Annotated in this window: 13 protein-coding genes; 10 read left to right on the top strand and 3 right to left on the bottom strand. The window is 57.6% G+C overall.

Features of this window, described 5'->3' with window-relative positions; translation table 11 throughout:
• Positions 1-182: 182 nt before the first annotated feature.
• Both M3O22_05440 and ettA read left to right on the top strand, forming a co-directional pair.
• Positions 183-935: a lipid A phosphate methyltransferase gene (locus tag M3O22_05440; GenBank protein ID MDP9196198.1), complete on the top strand. Its 753-nt coding sequence runs from the start codon at positions 183-185 to the stop codon at positions 933-935.
• Positions 936-942: 7 nt separating this feature from the next.
• Complete coding sequence (gene ettA, locus M3O22_05435) at positions 943-2,619, top strand: energy-dependent translational throttle protein EttA (protein ID MDP9196197.1); 1,677 nt, start codon at positions 943-945, stop codon at positions 2,617-2,619.
• A 16-nt stretch (positions 2,620-2,635) separates the two neighbouring features.
• Here the strand turns inward: ettA and M3O22_05430 are convergent, their stop codons facing one another.
• A complete protein-coding gene (locus tag M3O22_05430) occupies positions 2,636-3,847 on the bottom strand; it encodes a hypothetical protein (GenBank protein ID MDP9196196.1) in 1,212 nt (403 codons plus the stop codon).
• A gap of 215 nt (positions 3,848-4,062) precedes the next feature.
• On the opposite strand from M3O22_05430, the gene alaS reads away from it, so the two are divergent.
• The 5 genes from alaS to M3O22_05405 all read left to right on the top strand — a co-directional run bounded on the left by alaS (position 4,063) and on the right by M3O22_05405 (position 10,157).
• On the top strand, positions 4,063-6,720 hold the full coding sequence (gene alaS, locus M3O22_05425; GenBank protein ID MDP9196195.1) for an alanine--tRNA ligase: 2,658 nt from the start codon (positions 4,063-4,065) through the stop codon (positions 6,718-6,720).
• Position 6,721: 1 nt separating this feature from the next.
• Complete coding sequence (tpiA, locus tag M3O22_05420) at positions 6,722-7,471, top strand: triose-phosphate isomerase (GenBank protein MDP9196194.1); 750 nt, start codon at positions 6,722-6,724, stop codon at positions 7,469-7,471.
• 6 nt (positions 7,472-7,477) lie between these two features.
• Positions 7,478-8,002: a GNAT family N-acetyltransferase gene (locus tag M3O22_05415; GenBank protein MDP9196193.1), complete on the top strand. Its 525-nt coding sequence runs from the start codon at positions 7,478-7,480 to the stop codon at positions 8,000-8,002.
• A 119-nt stretch (positions 8,003-8,121) separates the two neighbouring features.
• Positions 8,122-8,910, top strand: a complete 789-nt coding sequence (locus tag M3O22_05410) for a hypothetical protein (GenBank protein ID MDP9196192.1) — start codon at positions 8,122-8,124, stop codon at positions 8,908-8,910.
• Between the two features lie 98 nt (positions 8,911-9,008).
• Positions 9,009-10,157: a hypothetical protein gene (locus M3O22_05405; GenBank protein ID MDP9196191.1), complete on the top strand. Its 1,149-nt coding sequence runs from the start codon at positions 9,009-9,011 to the stop codon at positions 10,155-10,157.
• Positions 10,158-10,168: 11 nt separating this feature from the next.
• On the opposite strand, the gene M3O22_05400 is transcribed toward M3O22_05405, so the two are convergent.
• Positions 10,169-10,624 (bottom strand): VOC family protein, encoded by a 456-nt coding sequence (locus tag M3O22_05400; GenBank protein ID MDP9196190.1) that lies wholly within the window; start codon positions 10,622-10,624, stop codon positions 10,169-10,171.
• A complete protein-coding gene (locus tag M3O22_05395; GenBank protein MDP9196189.1) occupies positions 10,621-10,998 on the bottom strand; it encodes a helix-turn-helix domain-containing protein in 378 nt (125 codons plus the stop codon). The genes M3O22_05400 and M3O22_05395 overlap by 4 nt, the downstream gene beginning before the upstream one ends.
• Positions 10,999-11,119: 121 nt before the next feature.
• Here M3O22_05395 and M3O22_05390 point away from each other — a divergent pair, with 121 nt between their 5' ends.
• The 3 genes from M3O22_05390 to M3O22_05380 all read left to right on the top strand — a co-directional run.
• A complete protein-coding gene (locus M3O22_05390) occupies positions 11,120-11,743 on the top strand; it encodes an aspartate/glutamate racemase family protein (protein ID MDP9196188.1) in 624 nt (207 codons plus the stop codon).
• On the top strand, positions 11,740-12,105 hold the full coding sequence (locus tag M3O22_05385) for a DUF1428 domain-containing protein (protein MDP9196187.1): 366 nt from the start codon (positions 11,740-11,742) through the stop codon (positions 12,103-12,105). The genes M3O22_05390 and M3O22_05385 overlap by 4 nt, the downstream gene beginning before the upstream one ends.
• Position 12,106: 1 nt before the next feature.
• The coding region (locus M3O22_05380) for an aldo/keto reductase (protein ID MDP9196186.1) at positions 12,107-13,104 on the top strand (998 nt) is incomplete at its 3' end.

Below are 13,104 nucleotides of genomic sequence, written 5' to 3'. Positions count from 1 at the left end.
TTTCAGCACCGACACAAGTGATTGCAGCATGAAGGCACCAGAGCAGGTGCAGGAGGAAAGATCCATCAACGGGTAGCAGCGATGCCCGGGGGCTGCAAGACAGTTTGTGGGAGAGATTGCATCCGCTGGCTGTCCTGGAGTAGATTCCGCGGCTCCATTACAGAAAGGAAGGCAAAAAAATCATGCTTTACAGGGAACTGGAAAAAACGGGACAATTCCTCTTTCGCTGGCGGTCTTTCCTGCCCTTCCTGATCATTTTCGTGGCCATCTGGTTTGCCGTGACACAGGGCCTGGCCCGGGAAATCCGGGAAGATCTTGAACACATGTGGGTGGCCATATCCATGGCCGTTTCCTGCACGGGCCTTCTCCTGCGGGCTTTCATTGTCGGATGCGCCCCCAGAAATACATCAGGCCGGACTACCGAACAGCAGAAAGCAAATTCCCTGAACATAACAGGCATGTATTCCATGGTCCGGCATCCCCTGTACTTTGCCAATTTCATTGTTTTCTCAGGCTTTGTGATGCTGTTCCAGAGCATCGAGTTCTACGTCATCTCCGCCCTTGTCTACTCTGCCTATTACACGCGCATCATGATGGCAGAGGAACGCTTCCTGTCGGGCAGGTTCGGCCAGGCCTATGAGGACTGGGCCTCGAAAACACCAGCCTTCTGGCCTGATATCAGGAAATGGCAGAAACCTGCACGACCCTTCTCCTGGAAAAAGGCCCTGCGCCAGGAAATGCCCGGCATCCTTCTGGCCAGCACCGTTTTCTTCCTCTTTGAGTTTGTCGAGGATGTCATCGTTGAACATATGACCCTGACGGACTGGTACCGCACGGATCATTTCTGGCTGGACCAGTTCCTGGCTGTTCTTGCCGGTTACTGCATCGTCAAGGTCCTGCGCAAAAAAACCTCCCTCCTTTCCATATCAGGATAAAAAAACCATGGCTGCGTACCAGTACGTCTATGTGATGAAAGACCTGAGCAAGACTTACCCGGGCGGGAAAAAGGTGTTCGGGAATATCTGGCTCAGCTTCCTTCCGGGGGTGAAGATCGGCGTGCTGGGCCCCAATGGCGCGGGTAAATCCACACTGCTGAAGATCATGGCCGGGCGCGACACGGAATTCACGGGTGAGGCCTGGGCCGCCGAGGGGGCCACTGTGGGATACCTGGAACAGGAGCCCCAGCTGGATGCCACAAAAAGCGTGGCTGAAAACGTCATGATGGGCCTGGGCGAGACCAAACGCCTGGTGGACCGCTTCAACGCGGTATCTGCCTTGATGGCCGAGCCCGATGCCGACTTTGACACCCTGCTGGCCGAGCAGGCGCAGCTGCAGGAAAAGATCGACGCGCTGGACGCCTGGGATCTGGACCGCACGGTGGACATCGCCATGGACGCCCTGCGCTGTCCGCCGGGCGATGCGGACGTAACGAAACTGTCAGGGGGTGAAAAGCGCCGCGTGGCCCTCGCCCGCCTGCTGCTGTCGAAACCTGACCTGCTGCTGCTGGACGAGCCCACCAACCATCTGGACGCGGAAAGCGTCGCCTGGCTCCAGCGCCATCTGGCGGAATACAAGGGCACCGTGGTCATGGTCACCCACGACCGCTACTTCCTGGATGCCGTCACCGGCTGGATCCTGGAACTGGACCGCGGCCAGGGCATTCCGTACGAGGGCAATTACTCCAGCTGGCTGGAGCAGAAACAGAAACGGCTGGCGCAGGAAGAACGCACCGAAGCGGGCCGCCAGAAACAGCTGGCCTCGGAACTGGAGTGGATACGGCAAAGTCCAAAAGCCCGCCATGCCAAGAGCAAGGCGCGTATCGCGGCGTACGAGGAACTGCTGGCCCAGAGCGGCAAGGCCGACATCACCGAGGCGCAGATCGTCATTCCCGTACCGCCCCGCCTGGGCGATCTGGTCATCGAGGCCGAGCATCTTGGCAAGGCCTTTGGAGACCGCCTGCTGATCGAGGATCTGTCCTTCCGCCTGCCGCCTGGTGGCATTGTGGGCGTGATCGGCCCCAACGGCGCGGGCAAGACCACCCTGTTTCGCATGATCACCGGCCAGGAAAAGCCGGACAGCGGTACGTTCAGAGTGGGGGAAACTGTCGTGCTGGGCTATGTGGACCAGAGCCGCGACGCCCTCGCCCCTGGCAAGACCGTGTGGGAAGAAATTTCAGAGGGCAAGGAAATCATCGAGCTGGGCAAAAAGAGCATGCCTTCACGGGCCTATGTGTCCGCCTTCAACTTCCGCGGCGGCGACCAGCAGAAAAAGGTCGGCCAGCTGTCGGGCGGGGAGCGCAACCGCGTGCATCTGGCGAAAATGCTGAAGTCAGGCGCCAACGTCCTGCTGCTGGACGAACCCACCAACGACCTGGACGTGGAAACCCTCCGCGCGCTGGAAGAAGCGCTGACGAATTTTGCGGGCTGCGTCGTGGTCATCACCCACGACCGCTGGTTCCTAGACCGCATTGCCACGCACATCCTGGCCTTCGAGGGTGACAGCCAGGTGGTGTGGTTCGAGGGCAACTACCAGGACTACGAGGCCGACCGCCACCGGCGCCTGGGCACCGACGCCGACCAGCCTCACCGCATCCGCTACAAGCCGCTGCAGAAAAAATAGGTCCCGGCTTCCTGGTTTACGGCGAAACGGATTCTGGAGAAGGACGGGGTTTCTGCTCGAATGCGCAGGAAAGTGCGCTCATGGCATCAAGGCGCCTGCCATCAGCAGCAAGGTCCAGATACGATATGGAAAGTCCGGCCATACAGTCTTCTGTAAGCCTGTATGAGCCATGGACTGCTATCCGGTAAACAGTCCCCTTGCGTGTATAGGTAACAGGCCGGCCATAGGACTCGCCCCCTCCGACGGAGGCTGGCACAGGCCCGGGAGGGGCCGGAGGAATAATCCTTCTTTCAGCAAGAAGCCCGCTGGCTTTCAGATCGACGCCAGCCTCAAAACCTTTCCCCAGTGGCCGGGAAACACCGGCCCTCGTATCAAAATAAACATTATTGCGCAGCTGCCTGGGCGAACTGTAATAACCCGGATTCGACTGCCATACAGAATTCACAGCCATCCCGCCTGAAAGCATGGTTCCGGAAAGGAGAGCCGCTGCCGAAGCCTCTCCTCCCACAACCTCCTTGCCAAAAGGAAGATAGCCGGCAATGCCGGTCAGACTCATACCCTCTGTACCGGTCCTGCTTTTCTGGCGAAACCCGAGGACTGCCAAAGCATTCACCTGGGGGGAGGTATAATAATCCTTTTCCAGATACGTATAGCCGTTTGTGGTAGCAAATCCGACATGGGTGGTGAGCGTCAGCGCTCCCAGATCAATCCCCAGATTAAAGCCCAGACTGGGAGAGGACAGGCTGAAACCTGACATCCGCCGGGAGGCAGACGTTATCGGGCTGCTGTCCGGCAGAACCTGGTCATCCCCCAGAATGGCAAAAGGCTCCGGCTGTAAGGCTCCTCTCTCCATCCTCGTATTGATTGCCTCGGGGGAAATCCTGGTGACAACACCAGGCACAAAATTCACAACCCCATTGAAAAATCCCATTTTCAGAAGGATCTCGCGGACATGAATACCGTCCGAACCATGGGCCCTGAAAAAGGAAACATCCACACTGCCGCCAAAGTCCCTGTGGAACAGAAGTTCGGCCTGGGCTCCGGCAGTGCCGGGTACTCCTGCATCCGCCCTGAGCCGCAATCCCGCAAGCCCTGTGGGAAAAACGACCGGATAAAGAAAGCTCAGCCTCTCTCCTGTCGTTTCTTCTCCCACAGGATCCTGCGCCCGGGCTGTCCCCACTGAAACAAGGGCGGCGGTGGCCATTACAAGCAGATTTTTTACCGACATTCATCTTGTCCTGAAAATTGTCAAAACATACTCCGGACAGTACCACATCCGGGAAACAGGCGGACAAACTGAGGCGAAACAAATAAAAGTCAAGAAATTTTCTCAACTGCGGGTTGAATTTTTAATGCTGGATCTGCTTTATGAACCAACAAGGGGATAGCCAAAACGCGGACAGGAAATTAGACTGTAAACCTTGTCATTCAAAAGGTTTACCCATGTCTGCTACCGCCAACGAGATCCGCTCTGCTTTCCTGAATTACTTCGGCCGGAATGGGCACGAGGTTGTGCCATCGTCGCCCCTGGTGCCGCGCAACGACCCCACGCTGATGTTCACTACCGCCGGGATGGTGCAGTTCAAGGATATTTTCACGGGCAAGGAAACGCGCCGCTATACCCGCGCTGCCACGGCCCAGAAATGCGTCCGCGCCGGGGGCAAGCACAACGACCTGGAAAACGTGGGCCGTACCGCGCGCCACCACACTTTTTTCGAAATGCTCGGCAATTTTTCCTTCGGCGATTATTTCAAGGACGAGGCGATCACGCTGGCCTGGAACCTGATCACGAAGGAGTACGGCCTGGCGAAGGACAAGCTTCTGGTCACCGTGTACCACGACGACGACCAGGCCTTTAACATCTGGAAAAAACTCACCGGCTTCAGTGACGACCGCATCATCCGCATTCCTACGTCGGATAATTTCTGGTCCATGGGCGACACGGGCCCTTGTGGCCCCTGTTCCGAGATTTTCTATGACCACGGCCCGAAGATCGCGGGCGGTCCTCCCGGCAGCGCGGACCAAGACGGCGATCGTTACCTGGAGTTCTGGAATCTCGTGTTCATGCAGTACGAGCAGCGGGGACCCGGCGATCGGGTGGCTCTGCCCAAGCCTTCCATCGACACCGGCATGGGGCTGGAGCGCCTCACTGCCGTACTGCAAGGCAAACACGACAACTACGACACCGACCAGATCCGCGCCATTATCGAGGCCGCAGCGGACCTGGTCCACGACAATCCCGATGGCAAGCACCGCATTTCTTTCCGAGTGATGGCAGACCACCTGCGCGCCTCGTGCTTCCTGATTGCCGATGGCGTGCTGCCGTCCAACGAAGGCCGCGGCTACGTCCTGCGCCGCATCATGCGCCGCGCCATGCGCCATGCTCATCTGGCGGGCAGCCGCGAGCCGCTCATGTACCGCCTCGTCCCCACGCTGATCCAGCAGATGGGTGGCGCGTATCCAGAACTGGTCCGTGCTCAGGCGCTGATCACCGAAACGCTGAAGCTGGAGGAAACCCGCTTCCGTCAGACACTGGAACGTGGCCTGAAACTGCTGGACGAAGAAACCGGCAAGTTAAAAGCGGGCCAGCCCCTGTCCGGCGATGTGGCGTTCAAGCTGTACGACACGTTCGGCTTTCCTCTCGACCTGACCGAAGACGTCCTGAAAGGCCAGCAACGCACCGTCGATCACGCGGCGTTCGACAAAGCCATGGAGCGCCAGCGGGCCGAGGCACGCAAAGCCTGGACTGGCTCGGGCGAGGCAGCCACGGAAAAAGTCTGGTTCGAGATCCAAGACAAGGTCGGCGCGACCGACTTTCTGGGCTACGCCACGGAAAAAGCGGAGGGCCAGGTGACCGCGCTGGTGGTCAAAGGCCAGCAGGTTTCTGAAGCGAAACAGGGCACCGAAGTCATGCTGGTCGCAAACCAGACGCCCTTCTATGGAGAATCCGGCGGCCAGGTGGGCGACACGGGCGTCATCACCACTGTGAATGGTGCCGTCGTTCGCGTCACAGATACGCTGAAAAAACTGGGCACAATTCATGCCCACGTGGGCGTGGTGGAAAAAGGCACGGTGAAGGTGGGCGATGCGGTCACGCTGGAAGCCGACGGCGAGCGCCGCTCGGACATCCGCGCCAACCACTCGGCCACGCACCTGCTGCACGAAGCCCTGCGCCGCCGCCTGGGCGAACACGTGGCCCAGAAAGGCTCGCTGGTCGCACCGGATCGTCTGCGCTTTGACTTCAGCCACCCGAAAGCCTTGTTGGCGGACGACATCCGCGCCATTGAGGCCGACGTGAACCACCACATCCGCCTGAACGAGGAAGTCCTCACGCGCCTCATGACCCCCGACCAGGCGATTGCCGAAGGCGCCATGGCCCTGTTCGGCGAGAAATACGGCGAGGAAGTCCGCGTGGTGTCCATGGGAGCGCACGACGACGATGGCCATTTCTCCACCGAGCTCTGCGGCGGAACGCACGTGCGCCGCACAGGCGACATCGGCAGCTTCAAGATCATCAGCGAGAGCGCCGTCGCGGGTGGCGTACGCCGTCTGGAGGCCCTCACTGGTCGCGGCGTACTGCGCTATCTGGATCAACAGGAAGACCTGCTGGTCCAAGTGGCGGGAGTTTTAAAAACAACGGTGGCCGAAGCCCCAGCCCGCGTCACCGCCCTGCTGGATGAGCGCAAAAAGACGGAGCGCGAACTCTCCGATCTGCGCCGTCAGATGGCTCTGTCGGGCGGTGGCTCAAAAGTCTCTGCCGAAAAACCCACCGCGAAACAGGTCAACGGCGTTAACTTCCTGGGCCGCGTGCTGGACGGCGTTTCCGCCAAAGACCTGAAGCCCCTGGCCGATGATATGAAAAAGCAGATCGGCTCGGGCGTTGTGGCCCTGATCGCCGTTGACGACGGTAAAGCCTCCCTCGTCGTCGGCGTGACCGACGACTTGACCCAACGCCTCAGTGCTGTGGACCTGGTGAAAGCCGGCGCCGAAACCCTCGGCGGCAAAGGCGGTGGTGGCCGCCCTGACATGGCCCAGGCCGGCGGCCCCGATGGTGCAAAGGCACAGGACGCGCTGAAGGCAATTGAGGGGAAGATTGGATAAAATGCTCTGGGTCGGCACCAGTTTCAAGATGAACAAGACAGTGGCGGAGGTGGAGACGTACTGCCGCCAGCTCTTGGCTGAAAATCTGCCAAACAATATTCAGATCTTTATCGCGCCGCCGTTTACGGCCTTGTACGCAGCGGGGAAACAACTGGAAGACAGCAATATCCTGCTGGCGGCGCAGAACATGCACGGGCAGGACGCAGGTGCTTTTACGGGTGAGATTTCCGCCGCCATGCTGAAAGACTGCGGCTGTGGCGCGGTTGTGCTGGGCCATTCCGAGCGCCGGCGTGACTATAACGAAACTGACGAAACCGTCGCCCAGAAAGTCACCCAGGCTCTGAAATACGATTTAAGGCCCATCGTCTGCATGGGCGAGCTGCAACAGTCCGGCCCTGAAGAGGCTCTGCCCTTTATCAAAAAACAGGCCGAAAGCATTGTCAGGGCTGCTGCTGGTCACGACCCCTCCCGCATTGTCTTTTCCTATGTTCCTGTCTGGTCCGTGGGGGAAAAAGGCGCGGCTGCCAGTTCTTCCCACGCAGTGACAGTGATCCGGCAACTGAAAGAATACCTGCAAAACACACACCGATTTGCGCCAACTGTTCTATATGGCGGAAGTGTCACGCTGGATAACTGCACGGACTATCTTCATAGCAGCAGAACCGACGGCGTATTCGTGGGTCGCGCTGGCCTCGATCCGCTCAACTTCATTTCCATCGTGAAAAAGGTTCAGTCTTTCAGATTGGGGTAAAATTCATTGCATCTCACCGGTCCCAACATCTCCATCCGCAAGCCCGTGCTGGCCGATGCACCGTATTACTTCGCGTGGTGGAAAAATCCGGACGTGACGCGTTATCTGCCGCTGGCAGGACAGGGGCATATTCCGCTGGAGGATATTCAGGCGTTTATCCGTCGTACGGGCGAGCCTGACAGCCCGGAACTGGCGGTGTTGATTGAGGACAAAAAAGGCCGTCCTATCGGCTGTGGCGGATTCCGGAATTTCAGAGACAATGCGGCAGAGGTCAGCCTGGTGCCCGGCGAGCCTTCCCTCCATGGACAAGGGCTGGGAAAAGAAGCGATGGGTCTTCTCCTTCAGTATGGCTTTACAGAACTGGACTTGCAGAAAATCTGGCTGATCGTGCGAGCGGACAATACCCGCGCCATCGCCTTCTTCAGAAAATGCGGCTTTGAGATTGAGGAAGTCCTCGCCAACACCGTTACCATCGACGGCCAGCCCAAGGATAAATGGCGGATGGCTCTGCCGCGGGAGAAACGGAGATAAAAATGCTCCGGGACCGGAACCCGTTTTGACCGGACACCCTCCGATGAAGTACCCCCCTTTGCCAGGCGGCGGCAGCAGGGGCTTCGGGTATATAAAAAGCACTTTTCCGGATATTGCCCATGATTGATGTTGGTACAGAAAATCTGTCGGTTCCACAGGACGATGAAGAGGGCCTCAACAAGCTCAGGGCTGAGCTTGTCAAAAATTATACAATCGTTCTTCAGTATCTGGTCTGGGAAGAAAACCAGGAGCTTTTTGAACCTGGTTTCCAGCACGATCTGGAGGAGAAATCAATCAGCCAGGAAAGAATGGATACCAGAATCCGTTATTTTCATTACGCCTGTGAAAAGGCAAAGTCTCTTCTCGCAAACAGAACAGGCAGACGGAGTTTTGCCCCGCTTCTGGAAATCTGCCAGATTATGGCGAAAGAAATGGGGCTTCCTGTACAACTTGTTATCCCCGTAGCACTGTTATGCAGGCCGGATCTTTCGTCGGGGCCGCAGCCCTTTCTGAGACTTGCAGACGTACCGTCCCTTCTGGAAAACATGGAAAAGAGTTTTCAGTCTGTGCCTGAAGGGACAGACCCTGTACGCCTCTATTATTCCAGAATGCTTCAATGTCTGCTCTGGGCAAACAGGCCAAGTGATTTTATGACATATGAGAGCACAGAGGAAAATCTGCTTGCGCTTGGCCATGCAAGACGCAGAATCCTTTCCCTGGGCGCCTCCTGTTTTGAGCAGTGTTGCCGGATCATCAAAGAGAACGGGCCGGAAGCCGGCTTCGAGCAAGTTCTGGAATCCCTGGCAGATGCCCTTATGACCACAGCTGTAGACCCCACGACCTCCCATGCCGTAAAGGTTACAGCCAGGGTGTGTGGTTATTCTCCAGCCAGTCAGCCCTTACCATAAGCAGGCCCTTAAGACCTGGGCCGCAACTCCCCTTGACCAAAAAACGCCCTGATTTACAGTGTCGTACAGTTATCAATTTTTTATTGAAGGAATTTTTCATGCGCACGTCAAAATTTATCATTCTCGGCAGTCTGGCTCTGGCAGTGCTGGGAGGCAGCGGCTATGCCCTCGCCTCCCGCGACAGCGATACGCGTTCATCCGATACCGGGGGATGGGGCCTGGGCCTTACCTATGATACCGGCCCCTTACCTGAAAGCAGCGCCATCGACCATGATGAAAAAATGGAACAGGGCGTGCTGGACGTGACGATCACCCTGACCAGTACACCGGAAAGCGCAGCAAAAGGAATTTCTGTCAACCGCCAGGTCAGTTTTTCCCTTCCTCTCATCAACCCGGGGCCGATCCCCTTCAATGCAGCTACCACCCCCATGGATGACGAAGACTTCCCGGAAGATGAGGCGAAAGATCACGCAGATATTCTGCGCAAGCTGCAAGCCGGAGCAAAGCAGCAGGAAGATGCTTCCGGACAAACATTGCATCAGGAATCCTCAGCAGACGGGAAAGTCGTATATCTAAGAGGGCCTGATAACGGGCTGGGCCATGGGGCCACCATCGAATACGGCGATACCAAAATGGCAAAACGCTCCGGTATTCACGTGGAGACTGGCGGATATATGGAAGACATGTCAGAAGGCCGCTATGTGAACTGGCTGCCGGATGTTTCAGACATCGAGGATGATGTAGAAACCAGCGCACAGCGCAAAAACTGCGCCCAGGGCACTGCGTCGATCAGTGACAAAATCAATAACGCTGATCTTCGCTCCTCCCGCACAGTCACGCAGAAAGACAGGGGCGGATTCATGTGCAACACGGCCTTGACCTACGACACAGAGACAAAGACCTGGGCGCTGCGCCTGGGACATGCAAACCGCCTGTCCATGCCCCTGACCGCAAACGGTACCGCTGTCCTGAAAGAGACGGATCTTTTCGCGATGGCCCAACCCCTTGTTCTCAAGGATATCAAACCCGGCAAGGATGGAACGTTTTCAGTCACCCGGAATGATGTGGCCACCCTTCCGACCTGGAACAACGCCGGACAGGCCAAAGACACGCCGCTGGTGATGAATATCCGCTGGTCATGGAAGACAGACGCCGCCCCCAAAACACCGGATCACTCCGGGAAGGCGCCAGCCCCTTCTGATGAAACGGACGACGGCTGGGTGGATATGCTTTTTGAACCAGGATGACTTTCTGACCGTCACCCACCCTGCCTGATGCTGCAGGATGAAACCGCACCGGTTTCCGGGGCGCAGCAGACGCCTTTGCTTTTATCTTCCTTGCTGAAAAAAACCTGGGCGTTTTCCATGGTGTGGTAAGCCTCCCAAGGAATGCCGTTTGGATCTGTTACCCACGATTTTTCAGACCGGGCGTAGCAGCACACCGCCTCCCCTTCACTGTGCGTCGTCAGGTCGGCTTCAGACAGCTGGTCGCGCAACGCCGCAAGTTCAGAAGCGTCATCCACCTGGATGCCCAGATGATCAACACCTTTCTTCCCCGCGCGGGTCGAGATGGCAAAATTGACCCGCGGATCGTCCAGCATCCATTTGGCATAATCCGGCTTTGTCCTGACGGGCTGGGCGCCAAACAGGGCTGAATAGAAATTCATGCTGTCGGCAAGATTATCCACACTGATATGCACATGCAGGCGTTTCATGATTTTTTCTCCTTCCGTTGAGGCGGGCAGCAGGGCGCCAGCTCGATGACAGACGTGCCCCTGTTTCTGTCCTGGCGGATACGGGCAAATTCCACACGGCAGCAGTCCTCGACCATAAAGCGCAGAAGACCGGTGAAGAATTCGAAATTGGCGCTGTAGATGATCGAGCGCCCCTCGCGCCGGGACAGCACCAGACCGGCGTGGCTCATATGGTTCAGGTGAAACGACAGGGTGTTGTGGGGAATTTTCAGCGACTTGCTGATTTTTCCCGCAGGAACGCCCTCGAAGCCATATTCCGTCAGCATGCGAAATACCCGCAGGCGCGTTTCCTGGGACAGGGCATCAAAGGCGACAAGGGCTTTCTGTATATCCATATGTCCAGAATAATGGACGTGTTGTGATATGTCAAGAAATTAATATCCCGGTTTCCGGAACAGCTATCTCTGTGGCAAAATATGAAGCGCTGCGCTGCTCTGACCTGAACCGGACATGATAATGACCACACACTCCTTTCACATCCGGCTGATCACGCCCAACGCCGATCCGGCGCTTGATATTTCGGAGGAGATTGCCGTTTACCGGAAGCGGTACACGCCGCTTCTGCCAGGACTGGTCATCAGCCACCGCGTGATTGACAACGGCCCCGTCAGTATCCAGACAGCCGAAGACACCCGGCAGGCGGCGCCCTTTGTCGTAAAAAAAGTTATCGAGGCCGAACGGGAAGGCGTGGATGCGGTCATCATCGACTGTTTCTCCCAGCCCGGCCTGGGGGACGCCCGAAAAGCTGTAAAAATACCTGTTGTGGGAGCTGGCGAGGCTGCCATGAACGCTGCCGCCCGGCTGACTTCTGACACATCCCGGATCGCGCAGGTCTATACTCTGGACGAGGCCCGCACCGCTATCGACAGGGGAGCCACCGTCATCGTCGTCGCCTCTACAGGAAAAACGGGCCTTGCGGATGAGATCCGGCACAAGACAGGGACATGGACTATTGATCCCTTGCCGGAGGCTTTTCAGAAAATTATTGATGGCTTCAGAAACAGCCAGCGGATTGAACAAAGACCAGACAGAAATGTTTCATCAGCTGGGAGCACCTCTAAAACAGAAAGGAAAACCTGATGACCTATGTTGACGGATTTGTGCTGATGGTGCCCACGAAAAATCTGGACGCCTACTGGAAGATGGCGGAAGCGGCCCGCAAGGTGTGGAAGGAATACGGCGCACTGGACTACAAGGAATGCATGGGCGATGATCTGGCCGACAAGGGCTTTGGCGGCCTCACCTTCCCCCAGCTGACCAGCCTGAAACCCGACGAAACCGTCCTGTTTTCTTTCATCGTCTATAAATCCCGCGAGCATCGGGACGAAGTGAATGCCAAAGTCATGGCTGATCCCCGCATAAAAGATTCCTGCGACCCGAACAACATGCCTTTTGAAATGAAGCGCATGGCCTGGGGCGGATTCAAAACCATGGTCGAGTAACATGGACTACAGACAGCTGGGTCGCTGCGGCCTGAAAATTCCCGTCCTCAGTTTCGGCACGGCGACATTCGGCGGTACCACAGACTTTTTCAAACCCTGGGGCCACACGGATGTGAAAGGGGCCTCACGGCTGGTGGATATCTGCCTGGACGCCGGCGTTATTCTGTTTGACACGGCGGATGCCTATTCTGCAGGCGCGTCCGAGGAAATCCTGGGCAGGGCGCTGAAAGGCCGCCGCGGCCAGGCGCTGATTTCCACCAAGGCCACATTCAGCACAGGCAGCGGCCCCAACGATGTGGGCTCATCCCGCTGGCACCTGATCAATGCGTGCGAGGCCAGCCTGAAACGCCTCGGCACCGACCACATCGATATTTATTTCATGCACGGCTTTGATGCCCTGACGCCTGTGGACGAAACCCTGGCCGCGCTGGATACCCTGGTCCAGAGCGGCAAGGTGCGCTACATCGGCTGTTCCAACTTTTCCGGCTGGCACGTGATGAAATCGCTGGCCACGTCAGAAAAATACGGCCTGGCGCGGTATGTGATCTATCAGGGCTGCTATTCCCTGGTCTCACGGGATTACGAGTGGGAGCTGATGCCCCTGAACCTGGACCAGGGCCTCGGCCTGATGGTCTGGAGTCCGCTGGGCTGGGGCCGCCTGACGGGCAAAATCCGCCGGGGACAACCCCTCCCCTCCGGACGCATCAGGGAGGGCGGCGCGGTCGGCGGGCCTCCTGTTCCTGACGAATACCTGTATGGTGTGGTGGATGTTCTGGATGAAATTGCCGGCGAGACCGGAAAAACCGTGCCGCAAGTAGCCCTCAACTGGCTTCTGCAGCGGCCAACAGTGGCGAATGTGCTCATCGGCGCGCGGACCGAAGAACAGCTGCGCCAGAACCTGGGAGCCATCGGCTGGACCCTGACGCCAGGCCAGATCGCCCGGCTGGATGCCGTCAGCAGCCGCACGCCCCCCTACCCTTACTGGCATCAGATGGGGTT

This window comes from Pseudomonadota bacterium (genome assembly GCA_030775045.1).
In the GTDB taxonomy this organism is placed as follows: Bacteria; Pseudomonadota; Alphaproteobacteria; order JALYJY01; family JALYJY01; genus JALYJY01.
This window is presented reverse-complemented; position numbering and strand designations above follow the sequence as displayed.

What these genes read in the sequence shown, in the direction of transcription:
- M3O22_05400 (MDP9196190.1), bottom strand. Translation starts at nt 10,624, where the DNA reads ATGAAACGCCTGCATGTGCATATCAGTGTGGATAATCTTGCCGACAGC.
- M3O22_05410 (MDP9196192.1), top strand. Translation starts at nt 8,122, where the DNA reads ATGATTGATGTTGGTACAGAAAATCTGTCGGTTCCACAGGACGATGAA.
- ettA (MDP9196197.1), top strand. Translation starts at nt 943, where the DNA reads ATGGCTGCGTACCAGTACGTCTATGTGATGAAAGACCTGAGCAAGACT.
- M3O22_05390 (MDP9196188.1), top strand. Translation starts at nt 11,120, where the DNA reads ATGACCACACACTCCTTTCACATCCGGCTGATCACGCCCAACGCCGAT.
- M3O22_05395 (MDP9196189.1), bottom strand. Translation starts at nt 10,998, where the DNA reads ATGGATATACAGAAAGCCCTTGTCGCCTTTGATGCCCTGTCCCAGGAA.
- M3O22_05430 (MDP9196196.1), bottom strand. Translation starts at nt 3,847, where the DNA reads ATGTCGGTAAAAAATCTGCTTGTAATGGCCACCGCCGCCCTTGTTTCA.
- alaS (MDP9196195.1), top strand. Translation starts at nt 4,063, where the DNA reads ATGTCTGCTACCGCCAACGAGATCCGCTCTGCTTTCCTGAATTACTTC.
- tpiA (MDP9196194.1), top strand. Translation starts at nt 6,722, where the DNA reads ATGCTCTGGGTCGGCACCAGTTTCAAGATGAACAAGACAGTGGCGGAG.
- M3O22_05440 (MDP9196198.1), top strand. Translation starts at nt 183, where the DNA reads ATGCTTTACAGGGAACTGGAAAAAACGGGACAATTCCTCTTTCGCTGG.
- M3O22_05405 (MDP9196191.1), top strand. Translation starts at nt 9,009, where the DNA reads ATGCGCACGTCAAAATTTATCATTCTCGGCAGTCTGGCTCTGGCAGTG.